At 35.3% G+C, this 16,587-nt stretch carries 15 protein-coding genes; 13 read left to right on the forward strand and 2 right to left on the reverse strand.

Annotated features, from left to right (window positions below):
* Nucleotides 1-2 precede the first annotated feature (2 nt).
* The 12 genes from NZ698_RS02685 (at nucleotide 3) to NZ698_RS02740 (ending at nucleotide 13,745) form a co-directional block, all read left to right on the forward strand.
* Complete coding sequence (locus NZ698_RS02685) at nucleotides 3-1,385, forward strand: MFS transporter (RefSeq protein WP_263001553.1); 1,383 nt, start codon at nucleotides 3-5, stop codon at nucleotides 1,383-1,385.
* 403 nt (nucleotides 1,386-1,788) lie between these two features.
* Complete coding sequence (locus NZ698_RS02690) at nucleotides 1,789-2,517, forward strand: pirin family protein (protein ID WP_263001554.1); 729 nt, start codon at nucleotides 1,789-1,791, stop codon at nucleotides 2,515-2,517.
* A 280-nt stretch (nucleotides 2,518-2,797) separates the two neighbouring features.
* A complete protein-coding gene (locus NZ698_RS02695; RefSeq protein WP_263001555.1) occupies nucleotides 2,798-3,349 on the forward strand; it encodes an NADPH-dependent FMN reductase in 552 nt (183 codons plus the stop codon).
* A 266-nt stretch (nucleotides 3,350-3,615) separates the two neighbouring features.
* Nucleotides 3,616-4,608, forward strand: a complete 993-nt coding sequence (gene purM / locus NZ698_RS02700; RefSeq protein ID WP_263001556.1) for a phosphoribosylformylglycinamidine cyclo-ligase — start codon at nucleotides 3,616-3,618, stop codon at nucleotides 4,606-4,608.
* A gap of 77 nt (nucleotides 4,609-4,685) precedes the next feature.
* Nucleotides 4,686-5,249, forward strand: coding sequence for a phosphoribosylglycinamide formyltransferase (gene purN, locus NZ698_RS02705; protein ID WP_263001557.1), 564 nt, complete (start codon nucleotides 4,686-4,688; stop codon nucleotides 5,247-5,249).
* 526 nt (nucleotides 5,250-5,775) lie between these two features.
* A complete protein-coding gene (gene purH / locus NZ698_RS02710) occupies nucleotides 5,776-7,290 on the forward strand; it encodes a bifunctional phosphoribosylaminoimidazolecarboxamide formyltransferase/IMP cyclohydrolase (protein WP_263001558.1) in 1,515 nt (504 codons plus the stop codon).
* An 83-nt stretch (nucleotides 7,291-7,373) separates the two neighbouring features.
* Nucleotides 7,374-8,612 carry a phosphoribosylamine--glycine ligase gene (gene purD, locus NZ698_RS02715; RefSeq protein WP_263001559.1) on the forward strand — a complete coding sequence of 413 codons (1,239 nt, stop codon included), beginning with the start codon at nucleotides 7,374-7,376 and terminating at the stop codon, nucleotides 8,610-8,612.
* A 234-nt stretch (nucleotides 8,613-8,846) separates the two neighbouring features.
* The gene (guaA, locus tag NZ698_RS02720; RefSeq protein ID WP_263001560.1) at nucleotides 8,847-10,376 is read left to right on the forward strand and encodes a glutamine-hydrolyzing GMP synthase; all 1,530 of its coding nucleotides are present in this window, start codon (nucleotides 8,847-8,849) and stop codon (nucleotides 10,374-10,376) included.
* A gap of 440 nt (nucleotides 10,377-10,816) precedes the next feature.
* Nucleotides 10,817-11,452 carry a hypothetical protein gene (locus NZ698_RS02725; protein ID WP_263001561.1) on the forward strand — a complete coding sequence of 212 codons (636 nt, stop codon included), beginning with the start codon at nucleotides 10,817-10,819 and terminating at the stop codon, nucleotides 11,450-11,452.
* Entirely contained in the window at nucleotides 11,439-12,074 is a 636-nt protein-coding gene (locus NZ698_RS02730; protein WP_263001562.1) for an ATP-binding cassette domain-containing protein, read from the forward strand. Before NZ698_RS02725 ends, NZ698_RS02730 begins: the two co-directional genes overlap by 14 nt.
* A gap of 69 nt (nucleotides 12,075-12,143) precedes the next feature.
* The gene (gene pheA, locus NZ698_RS02735; RefSeq protein WP_263001563.1) at nucleotides 12,144-12,980 is read left to right on the forward strand and encodes a prephenate dehydratase; all 837 of its coding nucleotides are present in this window, start codon (nucleotides 12,144-12,146) and stop codon (nucleotides 12,978-12,980) included.
* Nucleotides 12,981-13,043: 63 nt separating this feature from the next.
* Nucleotides 13,044-13,745 carry a hypothetical protein gene (locus NZ698_RS02740; protein WP_263001564.1) on the forward strand — a complete coding sequence of 234 codons (702 nt, stop codon included), beginning with the start codon at nucleotides 13,044-13,046 and terminating at the stop codon, nucleotides 13,743-13,745.
* Here NZ698_RS02740 and NZ698_RS02745 read toward each other — a convergent pair whose 3' ends face one another.
* Both NZ698_RS02745 and NZ698_RS02750 read right to left on the reverse strand, forming a co-directional pair.
* Complete coding sequence (locus tag NZ698_RS02745) at nucleotides 13,746-14,222, reverse strand: hypothetical protein (RefSeq protein WP_263001565.1); 477 nt, start codon at nucleotides 14,220-14,222, stop codon at nucleotides 13,746-13,748.
* A 167-nt stretch (nucleotides 14,223-14,389) separates the two neighbouring features.
* On the reverse strand, nucleotides 14,390-14,839 hold the full coding sequence (locus NZ698_RS02750; RefSeq protein WP_263001566.1) for a hypothetical protein: 450 nt from the start codon (nucleotides 14,837-14,839) through the stop codon (nucleotides 14,390-14,392).
* Nucleotides 14,840-14,936: 97 nt separating this feature from the next.
* On the opposite strand from NZ698_RS02750, the gene NZ698_RS02755 reads away from it, so the two are divergent.
* Nucleotides 14,937-16,580 (forward strand): ABC1 kinase family protein, encoded by a 1,644-nt coding sequence (locus NZ698_RS02755; protein ID WP_263001567.1) that lies wholly within the window; start codon nucleotides 14,937-14,939, stop codon nucleotides 16,578-16,580.
* The last annotated feature ends 7 nt before the right edge of the window (nucleotides 16,581-16,587 follow it).

Raw genomic sequence — 16,587 nt, forward strand, 5'->3', positions numbered from 1 at the left:
CAATGTCTAAAAAAGTAAAACCAAATCTTTCTATGGCTCAGATCATCAATATGAGCATGGGTTTTTTAGGAATTCAAATGGCTTTTGGGCTTCAAAACGGAAATGCAAGTAGAATTCTGGGAAATTTTGGTGCAGATGTACATGAGCTTTCGTGGTTTTGGCTGGTTGCACCCATTACTGGTTTGATTGTTCAACCAATTATTGGTCATATGGGCGACAATACTTGGAGTCCACTTGGAAGAAGAAAACCTTATTTTTTAATCGGTGCGATTCTTTGTGCAATCGGTTTGGTTTTGCTTCCCAATGCTGCTTCAGCAACGCAAATGATGGCTGCAAATGTTTTACTTTTAGCCGTTATTTTTCTGGCAATGATGGATGCTTCAATCAATATAGCAATGGAACCTTTCCGCGCTTTGGTTGGAGATATGCTTCCAAAACATCAGGGAACTTTAGGATTTTCAGTACAGACAATTTTGATTGGAATCGGTGCGGTAATCGGATCTTATTTACCGGACTGGCTGACCAAATTAGGTGTTTCAAATGTGGCTAAAGAAGGCTTTGTTGCCGATAATGTTATTTATGCATTTTACTGCGGTGCGGGAATTCTTTTACTGACCATCATTTACACGATAGTTACAACAAAAGAATATTCACCAAAAGAATTTGCTGAATTTGAAGGCGGAAAAGAAGTGGTAGAACAGCCGTCAAAACTATCAGATATTTTCAGTGACTTTGCGAAAATTCCAACCTTAATGAAAAAGTTGGGAATTGTTCAGTTTTTCTCTTGGTTTGCACTGTTTACCATGTGGGTTTTCACCACAAGTGCTTTAGCCACGCATCATTTCGGATTGTCTCCCGAAGACACGCATTCTGTTGAATTCAACAAAGCCGGTGATCTTACAGGTAAATTATTTGGTATGTACAATCTCTGGGCAATTCCGTTTGCATTTCTTTTAACGCCGATTGCAAAATGGATAGGTAAAAAGCAAACTCATGCATTAGCGTTGCTTTGTGGAGGTTTGGGATTAATTTCAATGTATTTTATTAAAGATACTTCACTTCTGTGGATTTCGATGATCGGGCTTGGCTTCGCATGGGCAAGTATTTTGGCAATGCCTTATGCGATGCTGATTGATGCAATTCCACAAAGAAAAATGGGTGTTTTTATGGGGATTTTTAATTTTTTCATCGTGATACCTCAAATCATCAACGGTGTCTTTGGTGGCCCGATTGTAAAAGGTGCCTTTGGAAATTATGCGATGGGCTATGTTGTCGTTGGCGGAATCTGTATGCTTCTCGGCGCAGTCTTAACAATGATTTTCATCAAATCGGATGACGCAAATCCTCAGGAAATCGAAGAGGAAATTCAGCAGGTACATTTTTGAATTTGAGATTTGGAATTTGAGATTTGAAATTCGTAATTCAGGAACAGGATTTAATATTTAAATTCAATATTCAAGATTGAAAATTTTATATTTAGTATTCAAGATTGAAAAATTTGGATTAAGTATTTGATTTAAATGAAAACTTTAGATAAAAATATCAATAAGAGCGGACTTTAGTCCGCTTTTTTATTTCAAATCTGACATTGGCTTTATCCAAAACCTATAATTCACAAAATAATTCCGTCTCTGAAAATTCACTTCGAAGAAAACTGACCATTCACAATTCACATAAAATCACTTCTTACCTTACATCAACATTCCTAGATAAATTTTTAACGAATTTTGCTTTAATAAATTTAAACATCATCATTACTTATTAATCTTTACTAATTACTTATAAATTATGAAAACAGTATATCACAAAGCAGATTCAAGAGGTCACGCAGATCACGGTTGGTTAAATTCTTACCACACCTTCAGTTTTGCAGGCTATCAGAATAGAGAAAGATCAAACTTCGGAGTGTTGAGAGTTTTAAATGACGACACCGTTTCTCAGGGAATGGGTTTCGGAACGCACCCTCACAAAAACATGGAGATCATCTCAATTCCGTTGGAAGGAAACCTGGAGCATAAAGATTCCATGGGAACAACTGCGGTAATCAGAAAAGGAGAAATTCAGGTGATGAGCGCAGGAACAGGTGTAATGCACAGCGAATATAATCAGAATAAAGATGAAGCCGTGAAATTCTTACAGATTTGGGTTTTTCCAAGAGAAGAAAATGTAGAACCGAGATACGATCAGAAAAGCATTAAAGACGGAGAGAAAATCAATTGTTTCCAGCAGATTTTATCTCCGAACAAAAATGATGACGGCGTTTGGATTCATCAGGATGCGTGGTTTAATTTAGCCAATTTCACCAAAGGGAACGGTAAAAACTACACCATCAACAAAAAAGGAAACGGCGTTTATGCATTTATTTTAAAAGGCAGCGCAAAAGTAGGCGACAGAATCTTAAACGAAAAAGACGGCTTGGGAATCTGGGACACTCAAAGTTTCAACATCGAAGCGGTAGAAGACACCGAAATTCTTCTGATGGAAGTTCCAATGGATTTACCGGCATATTTAAAATAAACACTAATTTTGCACCATAAAATTTACCTGACTAAAGAGATTTTGGCGAATAAATCTTTTTTATATAATTTTCAACCAAGCAAACCAAAACGAGATTGATTGTGAACAACTTTGGTGATTGATACCATAAAACAGACAATCAGTAATAACAAACCACGGAGTGGTTCAATATCAATAGCCGTGGGTGAAACCCATGGGTACATAACAACCAATGAAAATGAACCACGAAGTGGTTCAACAAATATCCGCAAAACCCTCAATAAAAAAATAATTTAAATAAATGAAAATCCTAGCCATCGCAGGAAGCAATTCCGACACATCAATCAACAGACTACTCGTAACCTACGCTACCACTTTATTCGAAAACGCAGAAATAGAAATCGTAGACATGAACGATTTTGAAATGCCCATCTACAAACACCAGAGAGAAGTAGAAAGCGGAGTTCCACAGCAGGCGCTTGATCTTGCTTCAAAAATTGACAGCGCAGATCTGCTTTTGGTTTCTCTATCAGAGCATAACGGAACCTATTCAACGGCTTTCAAAAACGTGTTCGACTGGACGTCAAGAATAAAACAGAGAGCAGTATGGAACGAAAAACCAATGTTGCTGATGGCGACAGCTCCGGGTGGAAGAGGCGGTTTGGGAGTTTTGGAGGCTGCTGAAAAGCGTTTTCCTTTACACGGCGGAAATATCGTAGATACTTTTACGCTGCCTTTCTTTAATGATAATTTCGATAAAGAAGCTCAGAAAATTTCTAATGAAGAAAAAGACAGTGAGTTACGCGAGAAAGTAAGCAAGATTTCTGCAGTTGAAACAATCTTAGAAAAATAGCATTTGAATATTAACTTAAAATTAATATCTTTGCAAAAAGAAAAAGTAATGAAAATTCAGACCACTTTCAAAGAATGTTTCTCCAAAAAAGGGAATGTTGTGGACTCTGAAATTCTGAGATAATATAACGGCCGATAATCTACCAAGATTGTCGGCTTTTTTGTTTTCGAAATTTGAATTAATATAATAAAAATTAATACGTCCCACTTTAGCATAAACGATTCATTTGTTAGATTGTTAAATTGATACACTGTTACATTAAAAATATGAGCAACACTTACAAATCTGCAGGAGTAGACAAAGAAGAAGGTTACAAAACCGTTGATAAGATCAAAAAGGCGGTGGGCGAAACTCACAATTCCAATGTATTGAACCATTTGGGAAGCTTCGGTGCTTTCTACGAAATCGGTGGTTACAAAAACCCTGTTTTGGTTTCAGGAACTGATGGAGTAGGAACTAAACTTAAAGTTGCTTTAGACTCAAAAAGATACGATTCTATCGGCGTAGACTGTTTCGCAATGTGTGCTAATGATATCCTGTGTCACGGTGCAAAACCACTATTTTTCCTTGATTATTTAGCTTGCGGAAAACTGGATTCAGAAATTGCTGCGGAGATCGTCTTAGGAATGGTGAAAGCCTGTAAAGACAACAACTGTGCACTGATTGGTGGTGAAACTGCCGAAATGCCGGGAATGTATCAGCCGGGAGATTACGATGTTGCAGGTTTCTGCGTAGGAATCGTAGAGAAAGACCAGATCATTGACGGTTCAAAAATCAAAACGGGAGATAAAATTATCGCTTTACCAAGTTCAGGTTTCCATTCAAACGGATTCTCTCTGGTAAGAAAAATATTCCCGAATTTCGAAGAAGAATTTGAAGGAAAACCTTTGTACGAAACACTTTTGGTTCCTACAAGATTATATTATAAAGACATTCACAAGGTGATTGAAGAGGTTGAAGTTTCAGGAATTGCCCACATCACAGGAGGCGGTTTATACGAAAACATACCAAGAATCATCGGTGACGGATTATGCGCTACAATCGATGCTTCAAAAATTCAGATTCCAACGGTAATGTTAGAACTTGAAAAAAGAGGAAACATCGCCCGCGAAGAAATGTTCGGAACCTTCAACATGGGTGTCGGAATGATCGTTGTCGTAGATCCTGATCACGCTGAAAAAGTGCTTCACCTTTTAGATGACGCTTACGAAATCGGAGAAATCACGGAAGGTGCTGAAAAAATTGATTTGAAATTCTAAAAAGACATCAGATTTTATATATCAGACGACAGACTTTTAGTCTGAAATCTAGTATCTGAAATCTATTATCTAAATTAATGAAAAACTTAGTTATCCTCGTTTCAGGTTCCGGAACCAATCTTCAGAGAATTATCGATACCATCGGCAGCGGAGAAATCCAGAATGCAGAAGTATCTTTAGTTGTTGCCGACAGAGAATGTTACGGACTCGAAAGAGCAAAAAACCACAACATAGAAACCGCACTGATCCCGAGAGGAAAAAATTTCAGCAGCGAATTGGGTAAAATCATCCCGGAAAATACAGATTTAATCGTATTGGCAGGATTTTTATCCATCCTCAAACCTGAGTTCGTGGAAAACTGGGCAGGAAAAATCATCAACATTCACCCGGCATTACTTCCAAAATATGGTGGAAAAGGAATGTGGGGGCACCATGTTCACAATGCGGTGATTGAAGCTAAAGAAAAAGAAAGCGGAGCAACCGTTCATTTCGTAACCGTAGGAATTGACGAAGGAGAAGCAATCCTCCAAAAATCATTCGAAGTCACAGAAAACGACACTCCCGAAACGTTAGCAGAAAAAGTTCATAAAATTGAATATGAAATTTTTCCAACAGCAATTAATAAAGTATTAGGCAACTAACAGCCACCGAGTTTGTCATTCCGTAGGAATCCAAACATAATAGAGATGCTTTCAGCATGACAAACAGAATTTAAATATTTAGTATTAGAGATGTCTTGCTGAGTTTGTCGAAGCATTTCACAATAAGATAAAAAGACGCACTTGGACCGAAAAAATATTAAAATTTAGAAAATCTAAGTAAAATTTCAAAAAGTCCCAACGGGACGGCTTAATAGAGGATAGGATGCAATCCTATTTTACGGAGTGAAAATGAGGTAAGCAGGCAGATACATTGTTATATTAAATAAAAAAGACACACTTAGATAAACAAAAATTATTTCAAAATAATCTAAGTAAAAGTAAGACCGGAGGTGAAAGAACCGGTCTACAGTTTGAAATAACTGTAAAAAGTAAAGTTGAAAAGTCCCAACGGGACGGCTTACCAAAAGATAGGGTGAAATCCAGTTATTTGGTGGGTGAAAAAGTAAAATGAAGGAAAAACCGCAATTGAAACTGCGGTTTCGACTTCGAAAAAAATGAAAAATCTATGAGCAAGAGAGTTTTGATCAGTGTTTCTGACAAAAGCGGATTAACTGAATTCGCACAGTTTTTAGAATCTCAAAATTATGAATTGATCTCTACCGGAGGTACATTCAAACATTTGAAAGACGCTGGTTTAAATCCGATTCAAATCGATGAGGTAACCGATTTTCCTGAAATGTTAGATGGAAGAGTGAAAACTTTACACCCGAAAGTTCACGGTGGTTTATTGGCTGTCCGTTCAAACGAAGAGCACATGAAAACCGTTCAGGAGCACAATATCGGTTTAATCGACATGGTGATTGTGAATTTGTATCCGTTTTTTGAAAATGTAAACAAAGACATTTCATTACACGAAAAAGTAGAATTTATCGACATCGGAGGTCCTTCAATGCTTCGTTCTGCTGCAAAAAATTTCGATTCTGTAACGGTTATTACTGACGTTGAAGATTACAAAAAAGTAAAATCCGAAATGGAACAAAACGGTGACACTTTCATCGAAACCCGTAAAAAATTAGCCGGAAAAGTATTTAACCTGACTTCAGCTTACGATGCGGCGATCTCAAGAATGCTTTTAGAAGAAGATTACCCGACTTATTTAAGCGCTTCATATAAGAAAGTTTCAGACTTAAGATACGGAGAAAATCCACACCAGACTGCAGCGTACTACGTTTCAACTTTTGAAAACGGTGCGATGAAAGATTTCGAACAGTTGGGAGGTAAAGAATTGTCATTCAACAACCTTCGTGATATGGATCTTTGCTGGAAAGTGGTGACGGAATTTAAAGAAGAAATGGCATGTTGTGCCGTAAAACATTCTACACCTTGTGGAGTGGCAATCGGAACTACAGCCTTAGAAACCTATAAAAAAACGTTCGAATGTGATCCTGTTTCAATCTTCGGTGGAATCGTAGCTGCCAACTTTAAAATTGATGCTGCAACGGCTGAAGAATTAAACAAAACATTCCTTGAAATCGTAATGGCTCCTGATTTTGACGAGGATGCCCTGGAAATTTTAAGAAAAAAGAAAAACTTAAGAATAATAAAAATCGTGAACCCGGTTTCAGACAAGCAGACTTGGGTAAAAGTGGATGGAGGAATTTTAGTGCAGGATAACGACAGTATTTTTTCAGATGATATTAAAGTGGTTACGGAAAGTCAACCGACAGAGGAGCAGAAAAAAGCTTTATTATTCTCTCAGAGAGTGGTAAAATACGTAAAATCAAACGCAATCGTTGTTTCAAACGGATTTCAGGCTTTCGGAATCGGCGGTGGACAGGTGAACAGAATCTGGGCGACTCAACAGGCAATCGAAAGAGCAAAAGAGAAATTTACAGGAGAATTAGTTTTAGCTTCTGATGCATTTTTCCCTTTCCGTGATGTAGTAGATTTCTGCGCTCAGGAAGGTATTACAGCAATTATTCAACCGGGAGGAAGCGTAAAAGATCAGGAAAGTATTGATGCTGCCAACGAACACAAAATCCCAATGATGTTCACGGGTGTAAGACATTTCTTTCATTAAAATTGAATTAAAATAGTAATTTGAGATTGTATTTATAGCATTCAAAATTATATATTTGTAAACTAGACTAGAAATAATAAAGTATGAGAATATTAATCATAGGTGAAGGTGGAAGAGAGTCTGCATTAGCAGCGAAACTTCAAAAGGACAACAGAGTTACTAAAATGTTTTTTGCTAACGGTAACGCATCAACAGATGCAATCGGGCAAAATGTTCATATGTCAGAAATCAAAGAATTGAGAGATTTTGCGATTAAAGAAAAAGTAGATTTGACGATTGTAGGTCCTGAAGCTCCCTTGGTTGCTGGTTTGAAGGATGAATTTAAGAAACATGATCTTAAAGTTTTTGGTCCGAACCAGAAAGTGGCAAGTCTTGAAGGAAGTAAGGCTTTCTCTAAGAAATTTATGCAGACCTATGATATCAAAACGGCAAAAGCTGTGGTATTTGATTCATATAACGAAGCTAAAGAATACGTACAGACTCAGGAATATCCTTTGGTAATCAAAGCAAGCGGTTTAGCTGGTGGAAAAGGTGTTGTCATTTGTGATACTCTTGAAGAAGCAGAAGCTACAATCCACGATTTCATGATCAGAAGAATTCATGGTGATGCGGGTATTCGTTTGGTTATCGAAGAATTTTTACAAGGTTTTGAGGCATCGATTATTGCATTCTCAAACGGTGAAAAAATATTCCCTTGTATCGCTGCTAAAGATTATAAGAAAGTAGGAAATGGTGATAAAGGTCCAAACACAGGTGGGATGGGTTCTGTAGCACCAAGTCCGGAATTTACGGCAGAGCATACTGCAGATTTTGAAAAAAATATTTTAGAACCAACGTTGAAAGGTCTTAAAGCTGAAGGTTTCAGTTTCAAAGGAATTATTTTCTTCGGATTGATGGTGACTAAAAACGGAACGTATCTTTTAGAATACAACATGAGATTTGGAGATCCTGAAACTCAGGTTTTGATGGCGTTAATGGAAAACAATCTGTTGGATGTGATCAATGACTGTATGAACGGAAAAGAGTTAGATCTTAAATTTAAAAACGAAAAAGCAGTTTGCTTGGTAATGTGTTCAGGTGGTTATCCGGGAAACATCGAAACAGGCTTTGAAATTACAGGAATAGAAAAAGCGAAATACAGCCAGGTGTTGTGTGCAGGAGCAATTAAGAAAGGTGATAAAACAGTTTCTAACGGAGGTAGAGTGATGAATGTAGTGGCTACAGGAGCTACTTACGATGAAGCCAGAAAGAAAGTTTATGAAGACGCTGCTCACGTACATTTCGATTACAGTTTCTACAGAGAAGACATCGGTAAATTTTAATATAATGCCCTGATTTTTTCGGGGCTTTTTTATTAGAAGCCGGGAACCTGCTGTCCGCTGTATCTTTTTTATCATTGCGAACAACGTGAAGTGATTTGTTGAACTATTTCTCAATCGCAATAACAAAAAAGGATGCCGCTTCCATCAGGGCTAGGGTTTTCGTCCTTTTAAAAAATTAGGTAAATCAACATCATTTGTTTTATCATTTATAAATTATCAATCATCAATTATACAATGAACAACGGTATTATCATATTAGATTTCGGATCACAATACAACCAGCTTATCGGAAGAAGAATCCGTGAGATGGGAGTGTATTCCGAAATTTTACCATTCAATACACCTTTAAAGACAATTTTAGAAAAACAGCCAAAAGGAATCATCCTTTCAGGTGGACCGAGTTCTGTGAACGCAGAAAACGCTCATTTGGTTGAAAAAAAATTATATGAACAGGGAATTCCCGTTTTAGGAATTTGCTACGGAATGCAGCTTACTGCACATCTTTTAGGCGGAAAAGTACATAAAGGTGTAAAAGGCGAGTACGGAAAAGCACATTTAGATATTGTGAAAGAATCTTCTTTACTAAAAGGAGTTACTCAGAATTCAGTAGTCTGGATGAGTCACTTCGACGAGGTTGGAATGTTGCCTCCAGGTTTTGATTTAAATGCAAAATCTGGCGTAATCGCTTCGATTGCTAACGAAGAAAAGAAAATCTTTTGCGTACAGTTTCATCCGGAAGTTTCTCATACAGAGGAAGGCGGAAAAATGTTAGAGAACTTCGTGTTCGACATCTGTAATTCAGAGAAAAACTGGAAACTTACCAACTATATCGACAAAACAGTTGAAGAAATCAAAGAAAGAGTAGGAGACAACAAAGTAATACTTGGTCTTTCAGGAGGTGTAGATTCTTCTGTTGCTGCCGTTTTAATTCACAAAGCGATTGGTGATCAGCTTCATTGCATCTTCGTAGATACCGGACTTCTGCGTAAAGACGAAGACAAAAAAGTGATGCAAAATTATGGTGAGAGTTTTCATATGAACATCAAATTGGTTGACGCTTCAGAAAGATTCTTATCAAAATTAGCCGGAGTTGATGATCCCGAACAAAAAAGAAAAATCATAGGGAACGAATTTATTCATGTTTTTGACGAAGAATCGCATAAAATTGAAGGCGCAAAATTCTTAGCTCAAGGAACAATTTATCCTGACGTGATTGAAAGTCAGTCAGTAAACGGACCTTCAGCGGTAATCAAATCTCACCACAATGTTGGCGGACTTCCCGAAGAAATGGAATTTGAATTGCTTGAGCCTTTAAGAGAACTCTTCAAAGACGAAGTAAGAAAAGTAGGTGAAGAATTGGGTATTCCTCATCATTTGGTACATAGACATCCTTTCCCAGGTCCAGGTTTGGGAATCAGAATTTTGGGTGCTGTAGATGCTGAAAAAGTAAAGATCCTGCAGGAAGCCGATGATGTTTTTATCGAAGAATTGTATAAAAACGATTTATATGAGAAAGTCTCTCAGGCATTCGTAGTTCTTCTTCCTGTAAAATCTGTCGGAGTAATGGGCGACGAAAGAACTTACGAATATACTGCAGTAGTTCGTTCTGCTAATACCATCGACTTTATGACCGCAACATGGAGCAGACTTCCTTACGAGTTTTTAGATACTGTCTCAAGCAGAATCATCAACGAAGTAAGAGGAATCAACAGAGTTGCGTATGATATTTCAAGCAAACCACCTGCAACGATTGAGTGGGAGTAATCTTGATTTAAATTAAATATAAACCAGCTTTTTGAGGCTGGTTTTTTTTGTGAACCCTAATTAATATCACTATTCCGTGACTCAGATAGTTAGCTCACCTAAAAATTTCATATATTTGAAAACTCACACAAATCAATAGCAAAAAAACCTAATAAAATCAGGCTTTGAAAAAGTTTTATACCCATTTTAAATTTAGAATCAATCAAAGTTTAAGGTTGTTTAATTTAAATCCAAAATTCAGCCTTCCCGCATTTTTAATTTTTGGGTGCTTGATGGTGGTGAAATTTCCTAAACCCATTTTATATCCTGCGGTATTTTTTCTTTTAACATTTATTTTTCACATTAACAGAAAAGATATTTCATTTCTTCAGAAAATTTTTGTCAGAAATTGGAGGTTGATTATATTCCTTGAATCTGCAATAATCTACAGCATATTTGTGATGGCAAATATCAATTACAAAATTGATCAGTTTGCAGCTCTGTTTTTTGCTGCGCTAATTTCCTTTGCTTTTTTCTATCCAAAAAAACAAATACACTTCGTGCTTCAATGGAATTTCGTTCCGACGTATCTTTTTGAATGGAAAAGCTATCTGAGAAAAAATACCATTTTAGCGATCTTAGGATACTTCATTCTTGTAATTTCATCTTATAATCCTGCAAGTTTAATTTTATGTGGAATTTTTACATTTGATTTCATAGGTGCTATTTTTGAGCCCAACGAAAGCAAAGATATGCTGGAAATGTATTTTAAAAAGTATGATTTTATATTTAAGCTCAAAAAGAATGTAGCGTTCTTCAACCTGCTTTTGTTGCCCACTTATACTGGTTTCCTGATCTTTAACTATACTGAAAGCTTTTATCTTCTCTATTACGCGATATTTATGAATCTGTATTTCATTTTGATTCTCACCAGAAAGTATAAGATTTACAACTTTAAAGAAAGAGGAAACTACTACGGAATGATCGTGTTTTTAGAATATTTTTTCTGTAGCATACTGATTATTCCTGCAATTTTTGTGATCAAACAAAATATCAGAGAGGCAAAACAAAATATCAGAATTTATGTTGGAAATTAAAGATTTATCGGTAAGTTTTAAAGATAAAAATGTCTTAAAAGGCTTGAATCTAAATGTAGAAGAAGGTTCTATCATTGGTTTACTTGGAAAAAATGGAGCTGGGAAAACTACACTATTTGAATCTCTGTATCAGAATCAAAAATATGCTGGTGAAATTCTTTGGAATAAAGAAAAACTCCAAAGGAAGAGCATTTCCTATCTAGAAACTGAAAATTATTTTTATCCCTATATCACAGGAAAAGAGTATTTAGAATATTTTTCGCAACACAAAGAAAATTCTTTGAATGAGCTTACCGAAAAGTTTAGGTTGCCGCTCAATAAATTTGTTCAGGATTATTCCAGCGGAATGAAAAAGAAAATTGCACTGATGGGAATGCTGATGCTGGATAAACCGATCAATATTCTTGACGAACCGTTTAACGGAGTAGACTTTGAAGGCGTTCATATTTTATACGAAATCATCCGTGAGCTGAAAGATAAAAATAAAATCGTCGTGATTAGTTCGCATATCATCGAGACTCTGTTTCATACCTGCGACAAAATTGCAATTTTGGAAGATGGAATCATCAGTAACATCTTTGACCGCTCAGATTTTGATCAATTAAGTAATTTTAAATTTTAAAAACACATTCATTACCTTCATACAGTTTCAATGGAAGAACTTTTGTGATTAATTTTCTACATTTGTTCAATGAAGATAGCATTCCTTGGTCCGCACGCCAGTTTTACTCAGTTGGCAGCCACACAGATTTTTGCAGATGAAGAATTAGTTCCGCAGTCGAGCATTTTAGACTGTTTCAATGCCGTAAAAAATAATGAAGTTGATAAAGCTGTTGTTCCTTTAGAAAATTCTATCGAAGGTACGGTTTCTATGACGCTTGATTACCTCTACGATTTTGATGTGCTTATAGAAACTGAACTTGTAATGCCGATTGCACATCATCTGATGATTCACCCAGATCAAGAAACTTTTGAAAGAGTCATTTCGCATCCTCAGGCTTTAGCACAGACTTTTCATTTTAGATATGATCATTTTAAAGATATTCCATCGCAGGATTACAGTTCAACTGCTGCTGCGGCAAAACTAGTTTCAGACAATCCAAACGAAAAATGGGCTGCGGTCGCTAACCGGTATTCTGCAAAACTGTATGGTTTAAAAATTATTCATGAGAATATTCAGGACTTTGAACAGAATCATACGAAGTTTATTGTGATTTCAAAAAAGAAAGAAAGCTTAAGACTTAATCTCCCGAAGACATCTGAGAAAACATCTCTAATCATTACCCTTCCCGAAGATCACGCAGGAGGTCTTCATCAGGTTTTATCTGTCTTCGCTTGGCGAAAAATGAATCTCTCTAAAATAGAAAGCCGAACATTGAAAACCGGTTTAGGAAATTACTTTTTCTTCATCAATGTTGCCAGTGAATGGCATAATGTTCTGTCTCAAAATGCCATTGACGAGATTATTTCATTAGGTTCAAATGTAAAATTTTTAGGACATTATGATGAATATGTTTTTAATGAATAAATTCTGCTAAACATTGTTTTCATGTGTGTAATTCTTTGTATTTTTAAATAATAGAACACACACATGATGATTAAAGACAAACAGAAAAGTTTCATCAACGAAGATGTAAAATATTTTGCTAAGCTTTTCGGGAGGGCAACCTTCAGCTTTTTAAAAATAAATTTAATTGGTCAATTCGCCATTGCAATTCTCTGCATTACGACAATAATGTTGATCATCACGCAAACCTATTCAAGCGGTGGCGGACCAGTTTATACAAGTGGTGAAGCGGCAGTTGCGGTACTTTTTATGCAGCGGCCAATTGCGTTTGGTTTGGCGGTGATAAGCATTTTGGCCAGTCCGTTTTTATTATTTTCAATGGGGAATAAATACGTCATGTTCAAGACGATTAATCGACTGATTGCTGACAAGGGTGAAAATTTACTGTTCCCGATTTTAGATAAACTTCTTTTAAAGGTGAAAGAACACCAGCCGGAATTATTCAGACAAGGAGTCGACAAAACTAAGCTGCAACTGAGAATTTTACAAGAAATTAGAGATTCAAAACAAAATAAATGGCTGAAGAAAATCATTGCGTTCGGGTTTAAAAAAGTAGACCTAAACGAAATTGATTTCAAAGACGAGAATGTAAGTTTCTCAGAAATTATTAAAGTTAAAATCATCGATCAGCTGAAAAGTATTTCCGAACCGAGCCGGCTTTTCTTTTGGGTGATTTTGGGGATAAATGTTTTGATTTTGGTATTGACAGTTTTTAAAGCAATATAATTATTCTTTAAACTGAATATTGGTACACTTATTATTTTCATACCAATCAAGCCAGGTTTTTCTGTCTTTTTCGTAAGCTCCACTCGGATATATTCTAGCATAATTAAGCATACTTTCAGTTGAAACTTGGGTGTATTTTGAGATGAAATTTAAAGTTTCATGAAATTTTCTATTTTGAATTGAATAAATAGTGTCAATGAATTTTATCGATGAGAAGAATTTTTCTTTAAATTCAGGATTTTCTTTACAATTAACGGTTTTTCCGCAGATATCCGGACTATCTAAAAGAATTAATCTGTAATCTTTGTAGTTAAAAGTTGTATCTATACCTTCATGATAATAAATTTCACTGTAGGTTTTTGATAGATAGGTATAATTCGCATCGGTTTTAATAGTTAACTGATAATTTTTGGTGGTATCAATTTTTGATTTAAATATTTGTTTACATAGAATTGATTTTGTGAAAAAAGAATTCATCGTATCATTTTTTAAAAAATATATATAATCATTTTCAGTTGAATCAATTCTTGTAATTTTTGCATTTACTGTTTTAGTTTCAGATTTAAAATAAATATTTTTTATCTTGTATGATTTACACGAAACAAGCATTACAATTATAATGAGAGAAATATATTTCGCCATAATCAATATTTTGTGGGGTTTGGATCTATATATTTTATTAATGTAAATCTCGGATTTATTTGATTTCCTGTAATATTTTCACAGTCGACAAAATGTTGAGATTTCATTCCTGTTTTCCATATCAAAATATCATTGTCAGTTATTGTTTCCTCGCCGATTTCTGTTCTTAGATTGGCATACATTTGTTTGTGTAAAAACAAAGTGTATTTTTTATGAAGCTTGATTTTGCGATAATTTTTATTCGCAAAATTGGTATCAACAGGTTTCGTGAAAATTCCTTCAATCGAATCAATTTTAAAATGAAAAATATGAATTCCATTTTTGGTTTCTATTTTAAAGAATTTTGCCTTCGTTAATACATAATTACCTTGCAAAATATATTCTGTATTTTTTCTTGAAATACAGTTTGTAAAAAGACTTAAAATTAAGAGTATTGTTAGTTTTTTCATCATCATTCAAAAATATAAATCTTTTCTTAGATTTTAATTTAAAACTTTCAATAGGAATAATTTTTGAACTTACTTTGCAATTCAAATCATCCTCAAAATTATGTTTGACAAACAGCAGCGAAAGCTGAAAAGATCTGCCCGTTTAATCTCCGTTTTAAGCAAATACGGCTTCAAAGATATGATTGCCAGAATGGGCAAAAAACCGGAAGAAAGTTCTGCGCCGTCTGATGAAATTATCTCTAAAGGAACCGTTTACGAAAGAATACGACTGGTTCTTGAAGAATTGGGACCAACGTTTGTAAAGCTCGGACAAACATTCAGCAACCGTGAAGATCTGCTTCCACCGGAATTGATTCAGGAGTTGCAGAAACTCCAGGATCGGGTAGAAGTGGTCGAAATGAACGTTGAGGAAATTCTCGAAAATGAATTCAATATTGTTGTTAAAGAACATTTCTCAGAAATTATTGCGAAACCTTTGGCAACAGCTTCTATTGCTCAGGTGTACAGAGCGACTTTAATTTCGGAAGAAGAGGTCATTTTAAAAATCAAAAAACCTGATGTTTTGAGCATCATTGAAGATGATTTGCTGCTGATCAAAGATTTGGTGAAGTTGATTTCAACTTATTCTGAAATTGGGTCGAAGCTTAATTTAAAACAGGCCATTGCAACTTTCGAAAAGTCTTTGCTGGAAGAAATTTCGCTCGTTAATGAAAGAAATAATATCAAACAGTTTGCTTTAAATTTTAAAAATAGCAAAGAAACCTACATTCCGATTATCTATGACGAATTTTCTAACAATAATGTCCTTTGCATGGAATTTATTGACGGAATTAAAGTTACAGATAAAACTGAACTTTTAAAACATCAAATTGATCCCGTTGTCGTTTCTGAAGTAGGCTTGAGACTTTTTGTTTCTCAGATTTTAGATTACGGTTTCTTTCATGCAGATCCGCACGCCGGAAATATTTTAGTAAAAAAAGATGGAAAAGTGGTTTTTATTGACTTTGGTGCAGTAGGAAAAATTCAGCCAAATGACAAAGAAATTCTTGAAAGTTTGATTGTCGCTTTTGTGGCTAAAAATTCCAACAAAATTGTCCGTTATCTCAAAAAAATGGCAGTCAGTTATGAAATTCCTGATGAAAGAAGATTTGAAAATGATGTAGAAGAAGTTCTGAATTTCGTTCACAGCACTTCGCTGAAAGATATCGATCCGCATATCATCATTAATAAGATGAAAGATGTATTAAAAGATAATCAGTTGTATATGCCGGATTATTTTTATCTTTTATTTAAAGGAATCGGTTTGATTGAGGGAGTCGGAAGAACAATCAATCCTGATTTAGATATTGTCAAAAGTCTTCATCCTTACACCAAGAAAATTCTTTCCAGAAAAATCAGCCCGAAAAAACTCTTCAAATCTGGAATGGACAAGATGGTGAATTTCACCGATAATGTGGATGAAATTCCAAAAGAACTTCGCTCCGTTTTGCAGAAATTGGATGACAATAAATTCACCATCTCAAGTGAAATCAAGAATATTGAAAAAACTAACAATCTTATTAAATCGAGTATTGTTAATTTAATTTTAGCGATGATTCTCGGAGCGAATATTATTGCAACTGCAATTGTCTTTGTTTCAGAATCGGGACCAAGAATCGGGGAAATGTCCTTAATAGCCGTATTGGGATTTGTATTTTCTTTTTTGTTGATGATTGTTCTTTTATTGAGAATTAACAGGAAATAATTATATA

Origin of the sequence: Chryseobacterium edaphi (assembly GCF_025628985.1) — a bacterium.
Classification (GTDB): Bacteria; Bacteroidota; Bacteroidia; order Flavobacteriales; family Weeksellaceae; genus Chryseobacterium; species Chryseobacterium edaphi.

Bases quoted from the DNA above. Each gene is read 5' to 3' on its own strand.
- NZ698_RS02750 (WP_263001566.1), bottom strand. From the start codon at position 14,839: ATGATGAAAAAACTAACAATACTCTTAATTTTAAGTCTTTTTACAAAC.
- NZ698_RS02695 (WP_263001555.1), top strand. From the start codon at position 2,798: ATGAAAATCCTAGCCATCGCAGGAAGCAATTCCGACACATCAATCAAC.
- NZ698_RS02740 (WP_263001564.1), top strand. From the start codon at position 13,044: ATGATGATTAAAGACAAACAGAAAAGTTTCATCAACGAAGATGTAAAA.
- guaA (WP_263001560.1), top strand. From the start codon at position 8,847: ATGAACAACGGTATTATCATATTAGATTTCGGATCACAATACAACCAG.
- NZ698_RS02685 (WP_263001553.1), top strand. From the start codon at position 3: ATGTCTAAAAAAGTAAAACCAAATCTTTCTATGGCTCAGATCATCAAT.
- NZ698_RS02755 (WP_263001567.1), top strand. From the start codon at position 14,937: ATGTTTGACAAACAGCAGCGAAAGCTGAAAAGATCTGCCCGTTTAATC.
- NZ698_RS02725 (WP_263001561.1), top strand. From the start codon at position 10,817: ATGGCAAATATCAATTACAAAATTGATCAGTTTGCAGCTCTGTTTTTT.
- NZ698_RS02730 (WP_263001562.1), top strand. From the start codon at position 11,439: ATGTTGGAAATTAAAGATTTATCGGTAAGTTTTAAAGATAAAAATGTC.
- NZ698_RS02690 (WP_263001554.1), top strand. From the start codon at position 1,789: ATGAAAACAGTATATCACAAAGCAGATTCAAGAGGTCACGCAGATCAC.
- NZ698_RS02745 (WP_263001565.1), bottom strand. From the start codon at position 14,222: ATGAATTCTTTTTTCACAAAATCAATTCTATGTAAACAAATATTTAAA.
- purN (WP_263001557.1), top strand. From the start codon at position 4,686: ATGAAAAACTTAGTTATCCTCGTTTCAGGTTCCGGAACCAATCTTCAG.
- purM (WP_263001556.1), top strand. From the start codon at position 3,616: ATGAGCAACACTTACAAATCTGCAGGAGTAGACAAAGAAGAAGGTTAC.
- purH (WP_263001558.1), top strand. From the start codon at position 5,776: ATGAGCAAGAGAGTTTTGATCAGTGTTTCTGACAAAAGCGGATTAACT.
- purD (WP_263001559.1), top strand. From the start codon at position 7,374: ATGAGAATATTAATCATAGGTGAAGGTGGAAGAGAGTCTGCATTAGCA.
- pheA (WP_263001563.1), top strand. From the start codon at position 12,144: ATGAAGATAGCATTCCTTGGTCCGCACGCCAGTTTTACTCAGTTGGCA.